The sequence below is a fragment of the uncultured Roseivirga sp. genome (assembly GCF_963973945.1).
Taxonomy (GTDB): Bacteria; Bacteroidota; Bacteroidia; order Cytophagales; family Cyclobacteriaceae; genus Roseivirga.
In genome coordinates this window covers 1-17732 of sequence record NZ_CAXBBV010000009.1, presented here as the reverse complement: position 1 = coordinate 17732, position 17732 = coordinate 1, and the positions used below count along the sequence as shown (strand labels likewise).

16 protein-coding genes are annotated in these 17732 nt (G+C 40.3%); 4 read left to right on the top strand and 12 right to left on the bottom strand.

The annotated features are described in order from the left end of the window. Positions 1–19 precede the first annotated feature (19 nt). From arfB to AAC026_RS14360, 5 genes are all read right to left on the bottom strand, one after another. Positions 20–439: an alternative ribosome rescue aminoacyl-tRNA hydrolase ArfB gene (gene arfB, locus AAC026_RS14380; RefSeq protein ID WP_339699333.1), complete on the bottom strand. Its 420-nt coding sequence runs from the start codon at positions 437–439 to the stop codon at positions 20–22. 12 nt (positions 440–451) lie between these two features. Then, positions 452–1216, bottom strand: coding sequence for a peroxide stress protein YaaA (gene yaaA / locus AAC026_RS14375; RefSeq protein ID WP_339699330.1), 765 nt, complete (start codon positions 1214–1216; stop codon positions 452–454). Between the two features lie 138 nt (positions 1217–1354). Then, complete coding sequence (locus AAC026_RS14370) at positions 1355–1741, bottom strand: rhodanese-like domain-containing protein (protein WP_339699327.1); 387 nt, start codon at positions 1739–1741, stop codon at positions 1355–1357. Continuing rightward, entirely contained in the window at positions 1738–2439 is a 702-nt protein-coding gene (locus AAC026_RS14365; protein WP_339699324.1) for a gluconate 2-dehydrogenase subunit 3 family protein, read from the bottom strand. The genes AAC026_RS14370 and AAC026_RS14365 overlap by 4 nt, the downstream gene beginning before the upstream one ends. A gap of 3 nt (positions 2440–2442) precedes the next feature. Next, entirely contained in the window at positions 2443–4164 is a 1722-nt protein-coding gene (locus tag AAC026_RS14360) for a GMC family oxidoreductase (RefSeq protein ID WP_339609387.1), read from the bottom strand. Between the two features lie 309 nt (positions 4165–4473). On the opposite strand from AAC026_RS14360, the gene AAC026_RS14355 reads away from it, so the two are divergent. The 3 genes from AAC026_RS14355 (at position 4474) to AAC026_RS14345 (ending at position 7005) form a co-directional block, all read left to right on the top strand. Next, complete coding sequence (locus AAC026_RS14355) at positions 4474–5349, top strand: hypothetical protein (RefSeq protein WP_339699321.1); 876 nt, start codon at positions 4474–4476, stop codon at positions 5347–5349. A gap of 141 nt (positions 5350–5490) precedes the next feature. After that, the gene (locus AAC026_RS14350; protein WP_339699318.1) at positions 5491–6546 is read left to right on the top strand and encodes a hypothetical protein; all 1056 of its coding nucleotides are present in this window, start codon (positions 5491–5493) and stop codon (positions 6544–6546) included. 12 nt (positions 6547–6558) lie between these two features. Continuing rightward, the gene (locus AAC026_RS14345; RefSeq protein ID WP_339607123.1) at positions 6559–7005 is read left to right on the top strand and encodes a polymer-forming cytoskeletal protein; all 447 of its coding nucleotides are present in this window, start codon (positions 6559–6561) and stop codon (positions 7003–7005) included. A 20-nt stretch (positions 7006–7025) separates the two neighbouring features. Here AAC026_RS14345 and galK read toward each other — a convergent pair whose 3' ends face one another. The 7 genes from galK to AAC026_RS14310 form a co-directional block, all read right to left on the bottom strand. Next, on the bottom strand, positions 7026–8174 hold the full coding sequence (gene galK / locus AAC026_RS14340; RefSeq protein ID WP_339699315.1) for a galactokinase: 1149 nt from the start codon (positions 8172–8174) through the stop codon (positions 7026–7028). Continuing rightward, entirely contained in the window at positions 8171–9832 is a 1662-nt protein-coding gene (locus AAC026_RS14335; protein WP_339699312.1) for a sodium/sugar symporter, read from the bottom strand. The genes galK and AAC026_RS14335 overlap by 4 nt, the downstream gene beginning before the upstream one ends. 238 nt (positions 9833–10070) lie before the next feature. After that, a complete protein-coding gene (locus AAC026_RS14330; protein ID WP_339699309.1) occupies positions 10071–11267 on the bottom strand; it encodes an acyl-CoA dehydrogenase family protein in 1197 nt (398 codons plus the stop codon). A gap of 250 nt (positions 11268–11517) precedes the next feature. Further along, complete coding sequence (locus AAC026_RS14325; RefSeq protein WP_339699306.1) at positions 11518–11961, bottom strand: hypothetical protein; 444 nt, start codon at positions 11959–11961, stop codon at positions 11518–11520. A 70-nt stretch (positions 11962–12031) separates the two neighbouring features. Continuing rightward, positions 12032–13084: an agmatinase family protein gene (locus AAC026_RS14320; protein WP_339699304.1), complete on the bottom strand. Its 1053-nt coding sequence runs from the start codon at positions 13082–13084 to the stop codon at positions 12032–12034. Positions 13085–13087: 3 nt separating this feature from the next. Beyond that, positions 13088–14365: a polyamine aminopropyltransferase gene (gene speE / locus AAC026_RS14315; protein ID WP_339699302.1), complete on the bottom strand. Its 1278-nt coding sequence runs from the start codon at positions 14363–14365 to the stop codon at positions 13088–13090. Between the two features lie 71 nt (positions 14366–14436). After that, a complete protein-coding gene (locus AAC026_RS14310) occupies positions 14437–14928 on the bottom strand; it encodes a histidine phosphatase family protein (RefSeq protein ID WP_339699299.1) in 492 nt (163 codons plus the stop codon). A gap of 145 nt (positions 14929–15073) precedes the next feature. Here AAC026_RS14310 and topA point away from each other — a divergent pair, with 145 nt between their 5' ends. Further along, the gene (gene topA, locus AAC026_RS14305) at positions 15074–17578 is read left to right on the top strand and encodes a type I DNA topoisomerase (RefSeq protein WP_339699296.1); all 2505 of its coding nucleotides are present in this window, start codon (positions 15074–15076) and stop codon (positions 17576–17578) included. The last annotated feature ends 154 nt before the right edge of the window (positions 17579–17732 follow it).

The following is a 17732-nucleotide window of genomic DNA, read 5'->3' as shown; positions in this document are numbered from 1 at the left end:
CGATAATTCGAGGCCTTTTTTAGTACTTGGGCGGCTTACGCAAATCCTTTTTTTCGGAATGATTCTTTTTACTGGTAAGGCGCTTTTCAATTGCTCCTTTTGAGGGTTTGGTTTTCTTACGTGGCTTAGGTTTGGTAAAGGCCTGTTCTATCGCTTTCCTAAACTTGGTAATCACTTCATCTTTGTTCCGTAGCTGGGTTCTATGAGCTTCCGAACTGATCAGCAACTCCCCTTCATTGGTCAATTGCTTTTCCCATTTTTTCGCTAGGTGCTCTTTTTCCTCTTCATTCAATACGTTTGAACTTTGAAGATTAAACCTGAGCGTTACCCGCGTTTCAAGCTTATTTACGTTTTGACCACCTGGCCCAGAGCTGCGCGAAGTCTGAAACTGAAGTTCAGGCAAAAAATCTCTTGAGGCTATGGTTTTTGGGTCTTTCACAATTCCTTAAAACTAATCCCTTTTAAACAGTAAGTTACTTTCGTCAGAACCAGCTTCATCAAAATAGTAACCTTCGTAATCAAAGCCTTTTAATAGCTCTACTTCATTGATTCTATTTTTAATAATGTACTGTGCCATTAAACCCCTCGCCTTTTTGGCAAAGAAGGATATGATTTTGTACTGCCCATTTTTGAAATCCTTAAACTCTACATTAATCACTTTAGCTTTAAGTGCTGGTCTGTCGATGGCTTTGAAATATTCTTGCGAAGCCAAATTGATTAACACTTTATCGCCTTGTTTCTTTAAATCGCGATTCACCTGATTGGCGATGGTGTCGGCCCAATAGTTATACAATGTGGTATAATCGTCAAAGGCCAAACGGGTGCCCATTTCTAATCGGTAAGGTTGAATCAAATCCAAAGGCCTGAGCAAGCCATAAAGACCTGAAAGAATGCGCAAATGTTCTTGTGCGTAAAGGATGTCTTCATTAGATAATTCTTCTGCTTCAAGACCAATATATACATCGCCTTTAAAGGCATAAACCGCTTGTTTTGCAGCTTTAGAGTCTTTTGATTTTCTAAACTTGTTGTAACGATCCACATTCAGTTCCGCCAAACCCTCACTTATATCCATTAACTCTTGAATTTCCTCAGGGGTCTTTTTTTTGAGTATACCAATCAACTCTAGCGTTTCTTTCTGAAAACGAGGATAAGACTTTTCGGCATTACAAGGGGTTTCGAAATCGAGGGTTTTGGCGGGAGAAAGTACAAATAACATATTTTTGAATAAGCTTTCCACAAACATACCATTTGATGCCCTGAGTTGTTCAGGAAAAGTATTGAAAGTTTAAATGACTGATAGAAAATTAGGATGGGCTGTAAAAGAAAAAAGCCCTTTCGGGCTTTTCTACTTCAATTACCTTTGGATTTCTTTACCTCCAGCTTGCCAAGCGGCTATACCTCCTTGAAGTTCATAGATTTGCTTGAAACCCATCTCCTTCATCATTTCAAAGGCTTGATTACTTCGTCCGCCTGAATGGCAATACACCGCTACTGGTTTGTTTTTATCTAACCCTTCTAGCTTATTTTTAAAATCTGGTGCATTAAAGTTCATTAAGGTAGAATTCTTAATTGCACCTTGCGCATATTCATCTGGGGTTCTTACATCAATAATCTGTACCGAAGCCTCATCAGCCATTAATGTCTCAAATTCATTAACATCAACTTGTTTGGCTATATTTTCGGTACAACCTAATGTTAGGAAGGCCATTCCAAAAATCAGGAATAACATTGGCTTCATCATGTCAATAAATTTCCGTCATCGTCCCAAGTAGCAATGTCCATTCGTTTGGTTTGATCCACACATTTGGCTAGCCACTCTTCTTCATATGCCATTCCTTGTTGCTTCAAAACATCTTCAGGAATACCATCCCAAACTCCCGGCATGTTACCTTTATAACCCAAGTCTTTCACTCCCATTTCGGAGGTAAAATAACCAGTCATGGTCAAGTTTCTCATGTTAGCGAAGAACCTTTCTCCATGTTTTAGCTCAGGAGCAGTTTTACCGGGGTAAGCAATGCTATCACAAATAGTCTTGTGTTGTTCATCGTTCAGTTTCTTAAATTCCATTCCATATAACTTATTGGAATGGGAATCTAACCAAGCTAAACCACCACGGATTGGCAATTGGTTATTGGGCATATCCTTGGCTATAAATTCTATAAACTCAGGTACGCCAGCATCGCTTGCCGATCCGAACTCTGCGTTGGCAGGAAGAATGATATCACATAAAACAGCAATGGTTTCCAATTCGTGTTCGTTGAAAAAGGTCTCGGAAAGTACTTTTTCATCATGTTCTTTTTCTCTTTCGTTTCTACCATAGCCAGGAAGTTGCGGCTTTTCTGGTGTTTCAACTGTGGTTTCTGGCGCACAACCAGTCACGAGTAGTCCACCTGCTACAGAACCGACCAATAAAGATTTTAATGATTCGCGTCTATCCATGACTTAAATATTTCTTTGTTTTACTTGTTCAATTAAATAATCTGAGGCTCTCCAAGCCAAGGCCAAAATGGTCCAAGTTGGGTTCTTATCTGCTTGCGACACAAATGGGCCAGCGTCCATAATAAACACGTTGTCACAATCGTGAAGCTGATTATACTTATTGGTTACCGATTCCTTCTTATCATTACCCATTCTGGTGGTTCCCACTTCGTGAATAATCTCTCCTGGTGCAGTGAGTCCATAATTTCTGTCCTTACCAGGCTTGTCACCTAATAAAATACCTCCAGTAGCTTCTAAAATTTGCTCAAAGGTATCTTGCATGTGCTCGGCTTGGTTTATCTCGTGCTCCGTCCACTGGTAATTGAACTTAAGTACAGGAATTCCCCATTCATCCACCACGTTATTATCAATTTCGCAATAATTACCACGTTGCGGAATACTCTCACCTCTACCCGATACACCAAGTACAGCTCCATAGTATTTCTTCACATCTTCTCTGAGTGATTCGCCATAACCGCCAACTTCGCCACCCATAATCTTATTCAAATTATTTGGGTTGAAGCCGAAGCCATAACTAGGCATGCCCATTCCGCCCCAAACTTCAATATGGTAACCTCTTGGGAATTTCAGTTTCTTATCGTTAAGCCACCAAGGTGTATAAACGTGCATTCCTCCTACTCCATCTTCATTATAAATCTTACGATCCATCAGTTTTGGAATGAATACCGAACGGCTTGCTCCTGTAGAATCATGCAGGTATTTACCTACTAAACCACTGCTATTTCCTAAACCGTCTTGGTGAACACTGCTCTTGGAATTCAAAAGGATTCGGGCTGAAGAACAAGCAGATGCGGCCATAACCACCACCTTGGCCTTTAAGTGATACTCCTTTCTATCGAGTTTATTGACATAGTTTACGCCCGTTGCTTTTCCTTCTTTATTGGTAGTTACCTCGCGTACCATTGAATTGGTAAACAGCTCGATTTTACCTCCATTCTTCTGGGCTGGGAAAATCAGACAGGTTCCAGACGAGAAATCGGCATATGCAGAGCATGCACGGTTACATTGACCGCAATAGAAGCAGCTTCCTCGTTGGTTGTTAATTCGTTTTGTTAAAATGGAAAGTCTTGAAGGAATTACTGGAATTCCTGCTTTTCTGGCTCCATTAATATAGTATAGTTCGTGAAGCCTTGGCTTTGGCGGAGGTAAAAAGAAACCATCGGGTTCGTTTTGAATATTTTCTTTACTACCGAAAACACCAATAAGCTTATCCACCTTATCGTAGTAAGGCTTTACATCATCATAGCCAATCGGCCAGTTGTCGCCCAAGCCGTCAACGCTTTTACGCTTAAAGTCTAAAGGCCCAAAACGCAATGAAATTCTTCCCCAGTGGTTGGTTCTCCCCCCTAGCATTCTAGAGCGAAACCAAGCAAAGCGGGTTCCTGGAGCTTCAGTATAAGGCTCACCTTCTAAATTCCAGCCGCCATATGCAGCATCGTAATCACCAAAAGACCTTCGGTCTGAGCTAGCGCCACGCCTTGGAGATTCCCACGGCCAGCGCAATTGGGTTCTATATTCATCTTTTGCGGGGTCAAAAAATGGACCTGCTTCGAGTACTGCTACATCAAAACCTGCCTCTGATAATATTTTTGTAGCCATTCCCCCACCGGCTCCTGAGCCGACAATGACAACATCATAAACTTTTGAGGATTCTATAACTTGCATAAGGTACGGTTGATTTCAGCTTAAAATTTAAGGAATTCAACTGGAATGAGCGCCTTTCGCCAAAGAAGTTTTTATAAAAGGTATATTATTAAGTCAACAATCCACTGACTTTCAATTGCTTTGGCAAAAGCATATTCATTCTAAATTAGGTATGAAAAGATTGTCTTTATCAAAATTGTATGTTCAAACAGATAAACTTATCGCTAAACTTTATACTTGATTCACAGCAAACCAATTTCAGAGCTTTAAATTAAATTTTTCGTTGTCGGTAAACTTTAATATTTTCGATAAACATTTTGTATTCCTTTTATGAATAAACGACTCATCATGTGCCTTGCTTTTGGGCTTTGTACCCTTATTGGCAATGCCCAAGCTCCCCCTCCTGATACCGATATATTTGTTTTCAACCTTAAAGAAAAGAAGGGAAACGTAACTATAGAAAAAGGCAAAAATGTAACCGAACGGAAAGGCTACGACAACCAACCTTATTTTTATGGAGAAGATTATATGCTCTATACCGCATATGACAATGGACAAACAGACATTATGATGCTGGACTTGTTGGAGAATAAAAAAACCAACTTAACCAATTCAAAAGAAAGTGAGTATTCAGCAGCCATGGTTCCTGGTTTCGAGTCATTTGCGGCAGTACGGGTTGAAGAAGATGGTACGCAAAGGCTTTGGTTGTTTCATTTAAACACAAAAAAGTCTCCTCAACTTGTTTTTGAAGACATTGCTCCCGTGGGCTATCATGCATGGAGCGGTTCTAATGTGGCCATGTTTGTTTTGGGCACTCCCGTTACTTTATTAATGGCTAATGCCAGAGAACCTGGTGAAAAAAAGATTACCGACAATATTGGTAGAACACTGAAATTGATTCCTGAAACTACAGATTTTGCCTTTGAAAGAACTGAAGAGAACGGTGACAAAAATATTTACAGGCTCAATTCAGCTACAGCTAGATTTGAGCTAACAGTAAAAAAGCCTGAAAATTCTAGCGATTGGACAATTACAAATGAGGGAACATATGTAACCAGTGTAGGCTCTAAAATCCTCACATTCAATCCTAAATACCATAAAGAATGGAATGAGATTACAGATTTAAGCGCTATGGGGCTTTCTGGAATCACTCGGATGGCCGTAAATGAAAACAACACAAAAATTGCCATCGTAATTAACCGATAGCGGATTATCAGTTTTGAAATCAAAATCTTTTTCAGAAATTCCAGCGATTTTTAACATATACATCCAAAAAAAAGCGATTAAATCGTATTATTGTCTTTCGTTCAAAGTGCTCTAAAATATTTGCATACCAAATCATTAACTATGTTCAAAACCTATACTTTCCCTAGTGTCTTTGAAGGGAATAATACCGACCTTAAAAACGTGTCCCCTGACCTGATCAATGGATTAAAAATTTTTCATAATGGTGAAGGTTATGTCATAGGAAATCTTGCTCTAACCGAGGGAGTTTCTCCACATAAAAACATAAATAGTGCTCCAGATGAGTTGGATTACCAACTTCTTTTAAAGGCTGCATTACTTATTGCTAACCAAAAACTAGGTAACCCAATCACAGTCACTACTGGATTTCCTTTTTCAACTTTTCAATTGAACAAAGAAAAAGCTACACAGCTAATTGACGGGCAACATACCGTTGAATATGATGCGGCAACTTATGGTGGTGGAGTTAAAAAGAATGTTCAAGTAGAAGTAGCTGGTGCGCAGGTAATTCCAGAGGTAATTGGTTGTACCATTGCTTTGAGAAAAGGTATTACAAAAGCGCAGGGTAATTTCTTTGTAATGAGTTTGGGTTACGGAACTCTTGAAGGACTTTTGAGTACTGAAGGTGGTATTGTTCAAAGAACTTCACTTTCAACATATGGTCTTCGTTACGCAGTAAACTTGCTAGAAAAAGAGTTGGCCAAAGAGCACTACCTTGAATTGAAAACAGAACATCAGATTGATGCTGCTTTCCAAAAAGGTGTGATTTTCTTGAACAGAAAAAGAATTGACATCAGAAGCATGCGCGATAGAGTGCTGAAGCAATATTATGAAGACGTAATATCTCCAGCAATGCGTAAGGCTTTCAATGATAATGACTTTACAGCAAGTCAGATTATGTATTTAGCAGGGGGTGGTGCTATTTACACCGCTCTTGTAGATTGCTTTAAGGAAGAGTTCCGTGATGTTTTAGATCTCGAAATCGCTCATGAGCCACAATCATTGGCGAGTCGTGGTTATTGCATTAACTCTGCACAACTTAATGGTGGTGTAAAAAGCACTGCTGTAGGTTTAGATATCGGAAATGCCACAACAGTCGTTTCAATTTTTGACGACAACAATACTGTATCTGAAACTTCAATTCCTTCTGAATATTAATATCTAATTTTAATGGCTGCTATTACTCCATCTACACATATTACTCAAATTAGGCAAGGCTCGATTATTACGGGTAATTTAAAATCTGAACAGAGCATACGTGTAGATGGAAATATCACCGGAGATTTACTCTCAAATGAAAAAATCATTATAGGAGTTAATGGTGAGATTGGAGGAAATTTAAGAGGCACCGACATTACCATTGAAGGCTATGTTAATGGTGATGTAATGTGCAAAGGTTTGCTTCACATTACCAAAGGGGCAAAAATATATGGTAAAATCTACGCACTAGAGGTTTCCATAGAAAAAGGAGCTGAACTCAACGGTAAAGTGAATGTAGGCAAGGAAATAGAAATTCCAGAACTGAATACCTCATCTCCTTCTCGCTCTAGCGAAAAGTCTAAAAGTATGCCTTCTCAAGTTGATAAGAATGACAACTATGGTTCTGTAGCTTGGTAGGTTTCCACTATTACTTTCAATCAACTGTATTCTTGTGTTCCATCTACTAATTCAAACTGGTAGAATTCGGGCTGTGCGTCAAATGCTTTTGTAAAAGGAGTTGTAATCAGTTCTTTAAAACCCATTATGGCGCTAGATTGAATAAGTAGTATACAACATCCACCAAAGCCTCCTCCCATCATTCTTGCTCCTTTAATATAGCTCAAGTTCTTGGTATGCTGAACAATAAAATCGAGCTCAGGACAACTCACTTTATACTTCTGACTTAAGCCTTTATGCGACTCCCACATCAGTTCGCCCAAGCCATCCAAATCATTTTGATCTAGGCATAACTCCGCTTTGGTTACTCTATCATTTTCTTCAATAACAAATTCGGCCCGTAGTTTTAAATTATCCTTAAGCCCTACTTCATTGATCATATGATACTCGGCATCTCTTAGACTGCTTACCTCAGGGTAACTCTGCTGAATTAATTTTACTGCTGCTTCACATTCTTCTCTACGTGTATTGTAGGCCGTTTCTGCTAAGGCGTGTTTCACTTTAGTGTCCACAAGCAATAGTGAAGAATCATTCAGGTTTAAGGAATGGAAAGAAGTCTCCCTACTCCTACAGTCAAACTTGAATACTTGTCCTACTTTACCAAAAACACTGGCTGTCTGATCCATATTACCACACATTACTTGTGCAAAACGATGTTCCGTTTGTTGGGCTATGTCCACCAATTCATTTTTCGTAAAACCAGCTTCAAACATTTCATTCAAAGCAAAAGCAAAGCAACAAGTAATAGCTGCAGAAGAAGAAAGCCCAGCTCCAACTGGAATATCGCTGGTGAAAACACAGTCAACGCCTTTTAATTTAATCCCTCTTTCACCAAAGATGGACAACACCCCAATAAAGTAATTTTCCCAACTTGACTTGGCCTTGGCTTGTAGCTGGTTTAAATCAATTTCAAGAATTTCGTTTAAATCAATTGATCTTACATTTAGTCTTTTCACTGTGTTGAAAGAAACAGCCAATTGTGCATAGCGATTAATGGCTGCAGGCATTACAAAACCATCATTATAATCGGTATGATCACCAATCAGATTGATTCTTCCGGGTGACTTGAAAAACCTTGGCTGCCCTTCAAATCGGCTATCAAACTCTTTCTTTAAGACATTCAAGCTCATTGGAACAGAATATAAAGCACAGTAAGAATAATACATAAAGCGATGGCTCCAGCATTAAAACTACGTGAGGTTTTAAAGTCGAAATCCTTCATTATAATTGCCTTTTTAGAATCAGCGCCCTTACCATCGAACAATGAAACGGCAATCATTAAGGCCGTACAGATCAGAAAAACATACCCCATTCTATCCATAAAAGGCACTTCCTCCAAAAACTGCTTAAATAAAATAGAGAACAAGAATGTACTCACCCCACCAACTAAAGCAGCTTTAGGCGTAGTTTTCTTCCAGAAAATACCCAAAAGGAAAATCGCTACTATACCTGGGGTTACAAAGCCTGTGTATTCCTGTATATACTGAAAGGCCTGATCTAATTTTCCAAGCATTGGCGCTACCAGTATGGCCAACCCAAATGCCACCAAAGCAGTAAGTCTACCTACAGTAACTAGTTTGGTTTCAGAAGCACCTGAATTAATCAAAGGTTTGTAAATATCCATGGTGAAGATAGTGGCGGTACTATTGGCCATAGAGGCCAATGAAGATACAATTGCCGCAGCCAAGGCAGCAAAAGCAATTCCTTTAAAGCCTGTAGGTAAAAACTGTAAGAGCACGGGATATGCTTTATCGCTCTTTATGGTCATGGTTGCTACATCGGTCATCGATTTCGTAACACTACTATCGGGTAAGCCTGAAAGCACATCGTTGGTTACACTCATTGAAGCCAAATCTGCAGCCCCTTCTTTCATAAGCAAATAATACGCAGCAATACCCGGAAGCACCACAATAAGCGGCATTAGTAGTTTCAAATAACCAGCAAACATCACCCCCTTTTGAGCCTCTTTAAGCGATTTTGCAGCCAAAGCCCTTTGTGTAATGTATTGGTTCAAACCCCAATAGCTAATATTTGCAATCCACATTCCACCAATGATGACACCCCAGCCGGGTAAGTCTCCATAAAACGGGTGATCTTTACTTAAAATGGAATCAAAACGATCGGGAACGGCATCCATTAATGTTTGGAAACCAGCAATTGGCCCACTCCCCTCACTTACAGCATCTAAGGCCAAATAGGTAGTAGCCAAACCACCTGCAATAAGGAAAATTACCTGAATTACATCCGTCCAAGCTACAGCGGTTAGCCCTCCGTATATCGAATAGATCATGGCAAAAAGCGCTAGGCCAATAATGGCATAGATGCGTTCAACGCCCATCACGGTTTCTATTGCCAAAGAGCCTAAATAAAGCACTGAGGTTAGGTTCACGAAAATGTAAACTCCAATCCAAAAAATGGCCATAGTAGTTTTCACATTGCTGTTATACCGTTGTTCCAAAAACTGGGGCATGGTATAAATCTGCTTTTTAATAAAGATGGGAAGCAAGAACTTACCCACGAGAATAAGCGTGATGGCTGCCATCCATTCGTAGGATGAAATAGCAATACCCAAGGCAAAACCAGAGCCTGACATGCCAATAAACTGCTCCGCAGAAATATTGGAAGCAATTAGAGAAGCTCCAATCGCCCACCATGTCAATGATTTGCCAGCTAAAAAATAATCTTCAGAGGTCTTTTCTTTTTTCTTGTTCCGAAACGATAAGTATAGCCCTACACCTATAATAATAAGGCAATAGGCAATAAAAACAGCATAGTCTAAGGTTGACATAGTCTTCTATATAGTTTGAAATCTCACACCTTGAAAAGGCACTAGTTGGCCTGTAACTGGCGGTTTTATAAGATTACAATATATACTTATTTTCTTGTTTGAAGTAAGGGATTTCCAACATTGAAAGCGTATTGAAAAACCTTTGAAGAAATTAATCTGATTGGAGATTTCTATTAGCCTAATTGAACAAGCTATCTCCTTTTTGTTTTTAGTCGCCTTACACTGACCTCTAACTTTCTCACAACCCGTATTCCTTCAAAATAGCCTTGGCTAAGCTGGCTTTGTGCACCTCGTCTGGGCCATCGTAAATTCTTGCACCACGTTCATGGCGGTACCAAAACGAAAGCAAAGTATCATCGGTAATGCCCAGTGCGCCATGTACCTGAATGGCACGATCGAGCACTTTCATCAGCACATCGGCCACATAAAACTTGATGGTAGAAATCTCCAAACGTGCTGCTTTAGCTCCTTCATTATCAATCTTTTGTGCAGCATGAAGTACCATATACCTTGAGGCATTAATCTCTGCCCTGCTTTCAGCAATCCAGTTCTGAATGGTCTGCTGATGGCCTAACATTTTGCCGTCTCTTAATTCTCTTGAAGCCGCCCTACTGCACATCATATCGAAGGCACGTTCGCAAATGCCAATCCAGCGCATACAATGATGAATTCGGCCTGGACCTAAACGCTGCTGCGCCAACATAAAGCCACTGCCCATTTCGCTAATCAAGTTACTTTTCGGTACACGACAATCCACATAGTGGATTTCGGCATGACTCAAATAGCCTTCTCCCACATCGCCCATAATGGGGATATTTCGGGTGAGCTCAAATCCTGCGGTATCGGTAGGCACTACAATCATACTGGCCCTTTTGTGCGGTTCTGCATCGGGATTGGTCACTGCCATAACGATGGCAAAAGTAGCCCCATCAGCCGCTGTGGTAAACCATTTATGTCCGTTGATGACGAATTCATCTCCATCCAGAACGGCCGTGGTGCCCATATTCACGGGGTTTGAACCCGCAAAATCAGGCTCGGTCATGGAAAAGCAGCTTCTTATTTCGCCTTTCATTAAAGGTGCTAAGTATTTCTCTTTCAATTCGGCCGAAGCAAATTGATGCATCAGTTCAATATTGCCTATATCGGGTGCTTGGCAGTTGAGCACATAATGACCTAATGGCGTTCTTCCCAATAACTCTGATAGCTGTCCAAATTCTGTGAGAGTTAAACCTGCTCCGCCTTCTTCTTCAGAAAGATAAGGTGCCCAAAGCCCCAGTTTCTTGGCCTTCTCGCGCTTGGCTTTCAAAATATGGTTCACTTCGTCCCAAGGGTCTTTCAAAAAATAGAGTTCCGAAGGGTACAACTCTTCCTGTATAAACTGCTTTACTTTAGGGTAAAGGGCTTTTAGTTTATCGGTAGCGAATAATTCGGTCATGGGGAGTTGGTTATTGGGTATTAGTTATGAGGAATCAGTAAATCGGTGATCAGGGGAATATCGGATAAGGTAATTGATCTTTAGTTTCTTAACAAAAACTCTGGGTCATATATTGAATGTTTGCTTTTCATTTCAAGACATAAAAAAATCCCAAACTTATTGAAGTAAGGGATTCTAAATTCTTAAACCCAGAACTGTATTTGGTATAATTAATTCAATTGTAGAATTTTCGTTAAAAGAATGGAATAAATTAAAATCCGTTGGATATGCCCTGTTCCTCCTTGCCTACTTTCTTGATTGTTCGTCCAAACCAAACACCTATAAGAACCACTGGTATTGACCCAAATATGGTTACCAAAAATAAAGGTTTGAAATAGTAATCTTCGAAAGGACTGGCTTGTGTTCCGATATTATCAAGCCCCTCTTGAATGAAGCCTAATGTACTCCCTATAATTGTTCCTGTTAATAAGGTTAAATACCCATACTTTATTCCTACCCACTTATGATTCTTTTTCCGTTGAATTATCTCTACTCCTGCTATTCGGCCGAATAAATACCCCATGAGAGTTAGTCCAAAGCCCCCTAGAAGAAGGTTCTCCCAATAATCAACTTCCAGTATCCAAATCACACCTTTGATTCCGCTGTCCAGCCCAACGAGTGTTGCCATAATCAAATACGCAGCTCCAATTCCCATTAGAGTTGATTTAACTGCTATTCGACTACCTATTTGTTGAGCTGTCATTCAAGTTGCAGAATCAGAGTTTTCAATTCAACTGTAGCATTCCTTTACTGGCAGCCATCAGGTTGATCATTCGATAAAGCGCCCTAGCGCCCACGTTAGCGTCCCATTCGTCTTCGCTAGGCGAAACCTCATTCAGGTCGCAACCAATGATTGTGCGCCCTGATTTCACCACTTGCTTGATTAAATACATCACCTGCTCCAAATCAAAACCTCCTGGTACTGGTGTACCCGTATTCGGACAAAGTTTTGGATCAAGGCCATCGATATCGAATGAAATATAAACTTGCTGCGGAAGTTCTTTGATGATCTCTTCGCACTGCTTAGCCCAGGTTTTTCCTGCATATTGGTCGTGCTTTAACTGCTGATCGAAAAAGGTAACCACTCGCCCATTGGAATTGGCGATAAGCTGTTGTTCTTCATCACAGAAATCGCGAATACCCACCTGCACCAATTTGGTTAACTCCTTAATTTTAAGGGCATTCGTCATGATACTGGCATGCGAAAACTCAAAACCTTCATAGGCCTCACGTAAATCGGCATGGGCATCTATTTGCAGTAAACCGAAGTCGCCATAATGTTTTGCGCAAGCTTGGAAATGACCCAATGGAGTGCTGTGGTCTCCACCAACTAAAATGGTGGTTTTCCCCTGCTTCAACCAGTATTCCGATTGTTGCTTCACATACTTCATTAGCTGATGCGTCTGTTCATTTACTTCGGCCAAAATAGCCTCCATCTCTTCACGCTCTTCTTCATTGCTGCCCTCTTCCAACCAAGCAATATAATCTTCCGATTTTTCACGCAATTCTCTTCCCAATGAATACCAAACCTCTGGAATATCGGCCATGGCCACACCCAATTTCCAAGGTTCCGCAATGTCTAACTGACTAAAGTCGATTTGAGATGAGGCTTCTAAAATGGCTTCTGGGCCTTCAGCTGTACCCGCACCGTACGATACGGTAACATCCCAAGGTACTGGAATTGCCACTACTTTGGCAGAATCGGTATCAAAAGGCAATCCGAAAAGAGTGCCCTTTACACCTACATCATTAGGATTAAAATTGTCTATATCGGCCATATATTAACTGATCATTTCAGCAACAAAACTAGGCAAAGCAAAGGCAGCTTGGTGAATGCCTTCGTTATAATATTTCAAACCATGCTTTTTAGCAAAAGCCTTGCTCTCCTCTGCATTAAAATCCTTTAACGGATGTGCTTTTCCTTTAGAAGAATAAGAGAATGACCACATACCTGTTGGGTAAGTTGGGATGTAAGCCAAGTAGCAATGCACTTGATCTTGTCCGAAAATAGAACGGTATACTTGGTAAATTTCTCTGAATACTTTGCTGTTGAACCGAGGTGATTCACTTTGGGTAACCATAATTCCGTCATCGCTCAAAATACGGTACACTTCTTTGTAGAATTCAACCGTAAACAAACCTTCTGCTGGGCCAACTGGGTCGGTAGAATCTACGATTACGATATCGAAAGAGCCATCTGCTGCATCTTTTACATATTTGATTCCGTCATCTACAATCAGGTTCAGTTTTGGATTATCGAAAGCTGCCGCAATACCTGGTAAATGTTCTTTACAAGCCTCTATTACTTTATCGTCAATTTCAACCATCACTACTTCATCGTAGCCATCGTGGCGCAATAATTCGCGGGCAGTACCGCCATCTCCACCACCAATCACCAAAGCTCTTTTTGGCTTAGGGTGTGTTAAAGTAGGAATGTGTGTAATCATTTCGTGGTACACATACTCATCCTTTTCGCTGGTCATTACCATGCCATCCAAAGTAAGTAGGTTACCGTAAGCCTGTGTTTTATATACTTCTACTTTCTGAAAATCAGACTGTACATCGTAAAGCTTACCATCATGCTTTAAAGAAAGCGCTATTTTATCGTCACGCTCGGTAAACCATACATCTCTGGTGCGGATTGGACTGCCTTCTTCGCTGCTTTTTTCATCGCGTATGGCTTTGATATCGAAATCTCTTTCTTTCAAAAGCGCCTTCTCTCCTCTTAATAGCTCTACTGCCGAACCATGACCAGCTTCAAATTTTTCTTTAAGAATTTGATAAGCCACCCAAGGGTTTACAGTATCGCCACAAGTAAAAATATCTACTGATGCATAACCGTATTCTGGCCAAGTATGAATAGCCAAATGGCTTTCTTGAATTACCACAACACCCGATACGCCATAAGGCGAAAAATGATGGAACGTAGAATTAATAATGGTTGCACCTGCATCTTCCGCAGCGCCTTCCATACTTTTTTCGATGTGTACTACATCGTTTAAAATTTCTGATGAGCAGTTGTAATACTCGACAATGATGTGTCTACCCAATGAAGCCATTTAATATAATTTTTGCACAAATATGAGGTCTTCATTTTAAACGCACTAAAACAAAATAAAAAAACTTCCTCCTAACTCATACCTGGGTAATAGTAATCTTTGGTTTGAGCCATGCCTCCGCTTACCTCATTCCAGTGTTTGGCCGAGATCTGAAGCCAAGCACATGAAGCTGTTAAAAACCCACCTTGAGAATCACCAGATAGATATTCATACAAATAGCTAATTGATGGATTATGGGCTATAATGGCCACATTTTTAAAAATATCATCAATTCTATTTACTGCTGCAAACATTACATTTCCTGTAGCCTCGTAGTATTCTTCTGATGAGATAATGCGTGGGGCTCTTTCTAGCTGCTGTGTTATTTCGGCACAGGTTTGTAAAGTGCGAACAGATGGACTTGTATATATAGTATCAACTTCAAAAGGAAGGTTCTTTATGTACTCTCCCAGCAAAGCCGATTCACTTTTTCCTTTTTCACTCAATTTTCTTTCAAAATCTCGCTGATTGCTTCCTGCCGAGATGGCATCTGCATGTCTAATTAATAAAAGATTTCTAACCATTCTTCCTCCTCCTTAGTTACGGTTGCTACAACGCATTTTTTCCCTTCTTCATATAAATAGATGGAGGGTAAAAACTGTTTCATTTGTTTTTTTGAAACTTTTATGCCCATCTTTGGCGCGGTCAAAATTAAAAAATCACTTATTTATGTCTAAAAACCTAGTCATTGTAGAGTCCCCAGCCAAGGCCAAAACCATCGAAGGTTTTCTGGGAAAGGATTACAAAGTTGTATCGAGTTATGGACATATACGTGACTTACCTAAAGGTAACAAGGCCATAGACATAGCCAATGGTTTTAAGCCAACTTACGAGGTTACTGCCGACAAAAAAGAGGTGATAAGAACCTTGAAAAAATTGGTCAAAGAATCGCAAATGATTTACCTAGCGAGTGATGATGACCGCGAAGGAGAAGCTATTAGCTGGCATTTAAAAGAAGCTCTGAAACTTAGTGAAGACAATACTAAGCGCATTGTTTTCCGTGAAATTACCAAAACGGCTATTCAAAGGGCAATTGACAATCCGCGCACAATTGATATTGATTTGGTAGATGCGCAGCAAGCCCGTAGAATCCTTGATCGACTCGTGGGTTTTGAGCTGTCGCCAGTACTTTGGAAAAAAATTAAACGTGGCCTTTCTGCTGGTCGAGTACAATCGGTGGCTGTACGTATGGTGGTAGAAAGAGAGCGCGAAATTGAGCAATTCACTCCTGTTTCTTCTTTTAAGATTACAGCTATTTTCAACCTTGGTGATGGTGTTGAACTAAAAGCTGAGCTTCCTTCAAAATTTAAGACGGAAAACGAAGCACACGAATTTTTAAAAGGATGTGTTGGTGCAGCTTATTCCATTATAGATTTACAGAAAAAACCAGCCAAGCGTACCCCTGCCCCTCCATTTACTACATCTACGCTTCAGCAAGAGGCCAGTAGAAAATTGGGGTATTCCGTATCACGCACCATGTCATTAGCCCAGAAGCTATATGAGGCTGGTAAGATCTCCTATATGAGAACAGACTCTTTGAATCTTTCTGATGATGCGGTAAAAAGTGCTGTGGGTGAAATCTCATCTGCTTATGGAAAAGAATTTGTGCAGACCAGAAAGTTCAAAACCAAGTCAGAATCAGCGCAAGAAGCTCACGAAGCCATTAGGCCTACAAACTTTGCTACCCACACTGCAGGTGCAAATTATGACGAGCAAAGGCTTTACGATCTGATTTGGAAAAGAGCAATTGCCTCACAAATGGCCGATGCTCAACTGGAAAAAACTACGGCTTCAATCTCTATTTCAACCCGAAATGAAACTCTTTCCGCATACGGTGAAGTAATTAAGTTTGAAGGTTTCTTGAAAGTATATATAGAGTCTACAGACGATGAAGATGGAGGAAATGAAGCCAAAGGCATGTTACCTCCATTGACCATTGGGCAAAACTTGGAGCTCAATCATATGATGGCAAAGGAAGGCTTTTCACGTCATGCTGCAAGGTTTACTGAAGCCAGCTTGGTAAAGCAATTAGAAGAAATGGGCATTGGAAGACCGTCTACCTATGCACCAACCATTTCCACGATTCAAAAAAGAGAATATGTGGTAAAAGAAAACCGTGAGGGAGTAGAAAGAAATTATCAGGAGCTTGTTTTAGCAAATGATAGTATCAAAGTTAAAACCAAAACGGAAAATACGGGAGCTGAGAAAATGAAACTCTTCCCTACCAATATGGCCATGATTGTGAATGACTTTTTGGTAGAACATTTCCCGAATGTGATCGACTTTTCTTTTACGGCAAGAGTAGAAGAGCAATTTGACGAAATTGCCAGTGGCAAGCAGGAATGGCCAAAAATGATTGCTGCCTTTTACGGAGATTTCCATCAGAAAGTAGAAAACACAGAACAACTAAATAGATCAGACATTAGCTCTTCTCGCGAATTGGGTACAGACCCTGAAAGCGGAAAGCCATTAATCGTTCGGATGGGTAAATTTGGGCCAATGGCGCAAATTGGCGAGGCCGACCCTGACGATGAAGAAGCAGAAAAGCCAAAATATGCCAGCCTTAGAAAAGGCCAGTTTATCGAAAGCATTACTTTAGAAGAAGCACTCGACTTGTTTAAACTACCACGTACGGTAGGCATGTACAAAGACAAAGAAATTATTGCCGCCATTGGGCGTTTTGGGCCTTATGTAAAGTATGAAGATAGTTTCGTTTCACTGCCAAAAGGTGTTGATCCTTTGGATGTTGAGTTGGAAGAAGCCATCTCATACATTAAGGAGAAACTGGATGCGGATGCCCCAATTTATACTTACAAAGGATTGCCTGTTCAGAAAGGAAAAGGACGGTTTGGCCCATTTATCAAATGGAACGATATGTTTATCAATGTCAATAAGAAATACGACTGGGATAATTTATCTGATAATGACATTGTAGAGTTGATTGAAGATAAAATCCAGAAGGAAATCGACAAGGTGGTTCACAACTGGGAAGATGCGGGTATAAGAATAGAAAAAGCCCGTTGGGGACGACACAATATCATCAAAGGAAAAACCAAGGTTGAGCTTGCTAAAAACGTTGATGTTACCGACATGACGCTAGAACAAGCCAAAGCCGAAATAGAAAAGGTAGCCCCAAAGAAAAAACCGACCAAGGCGAAGGCCAAGAAGAAGTAAAAGCACATTCCAAACCAGTCAGGTTTTAAAACCTGACTGGTTTTTTTTAATCAAGCTAGCTCCGAATCCCACTTATATACTGCAAACATTCAATCGGAGCGTCATCCTATGTTTGGATTCAGAAACTAGAACGGAATAATATTTTGTAGTTTAA

Excerpts from the sequence above, each read along its gene's own strand:
- AAC026_RS14370 (WP_339699327.1), bottom strand. The coding sequence starts at position 1,741 with ATGATGAAGCCAATGTTATTCCTGATTTTTGGAATGGCCTTCCTAACA.
- AAC026_RS14365 (WP_339699324.1), bottom strand. The coding sequence starts at position 2,439 with ATGGATAGACGCGAATCATTAAAATCTTTATTGGTCGGTTCTGTAGCA.
- AAC026_RS14320 (WP_339699304.1), bottom strand. The coding sequence starts at position 13,084 with ATGGCCGATATAGACAATTTTAATCCTAATGATGTAGGTGTAAAGGGC.
- AAC026_RS14355 (WP_339699321.1), top strand. The coding sequence starts at position 4,474 with ATGAATAAACGACTCATCATGTGCCTTGCTTTTGGGCTTTGTACCCTT.
- AAC026_RS14335 (WP_339699312.1), bottom strand. The coding sequence starts at position 9,832 with ATGTCAACCTTAGACTATGCTGTTTTTATTGCCTATTGCCTTATTATT.
- galK (WP_339699315.1), bottom strand. The coding sequence starts at position 8,174 with ATGAGCTTGAATGTCTTAAAGAAAGAGTTTGATAGCCGATTTGAAGGG.
- AAC026_RS14345 (WP_339607123.1), top strand. The coding sequence starts at position 6,559 with ATGGCTGCTATTACTCCATCTACACATATTACTCAAATTAGGCAAGGC.
- AAC026_RS14360 (WP_339609387.1), bottom strand. The coding sequence starts at position 4,164 with ATGCAAGTTATAGAATCCTCAAAAGTTTATGATGTTGTCATTGTCGGC.
- AAC026_RS14330 (WP_339699309.1), bottom strand. The coding sequence starts at position 11,267 with ATGACCGAATTATTCGCTACCGATAAACTAAAAGCCCTTTACCCTAAA.
- yaaA (WP_339699330.1), bottom strand. The coding sequence starts at position 1,216 with ATGTTATTTGTACTTTCTCCCGCCAAAACCCTCGATTTCGAAACCCCT.
- AAC026_RS14350 (WP_339699318.1), top strand. The coding sequence starts at position 5,491 with ATGTTCAAAACCTATACTTTCCCTAGTGTCTTTGAAGGGAATAATACC.
- speE (WP_339699302.1), bottom strand. The coding sequence starts at position 14,365 with ATGGCTTCATTGGGTAGACACATCATTGTCGAGTATTACAACTGCTCA.
- AAC026_RS14310 (WP_339699299.1), bottom strand. The coding sequence starts at position 14,928 with ATGGTTAGAAATCTTTTATTAATTAGACATGCAGATGCCATCTCGGCA.
- AAC026_RS14325 (WP_339699306.1), bottom strand. The coding sequence starts at position 11,961 with ATGGGAATTGGAGCTGCGTATTTGATTATGGCAACACTCGTTGGGCTG.
- topA (WP_339699296.1), top strand. The coding sequence starts at position 15,074 with ATGTCTAAAAACCTAGTCATTGTAGAGTCCCCAGCCAAGGCCAAAACC.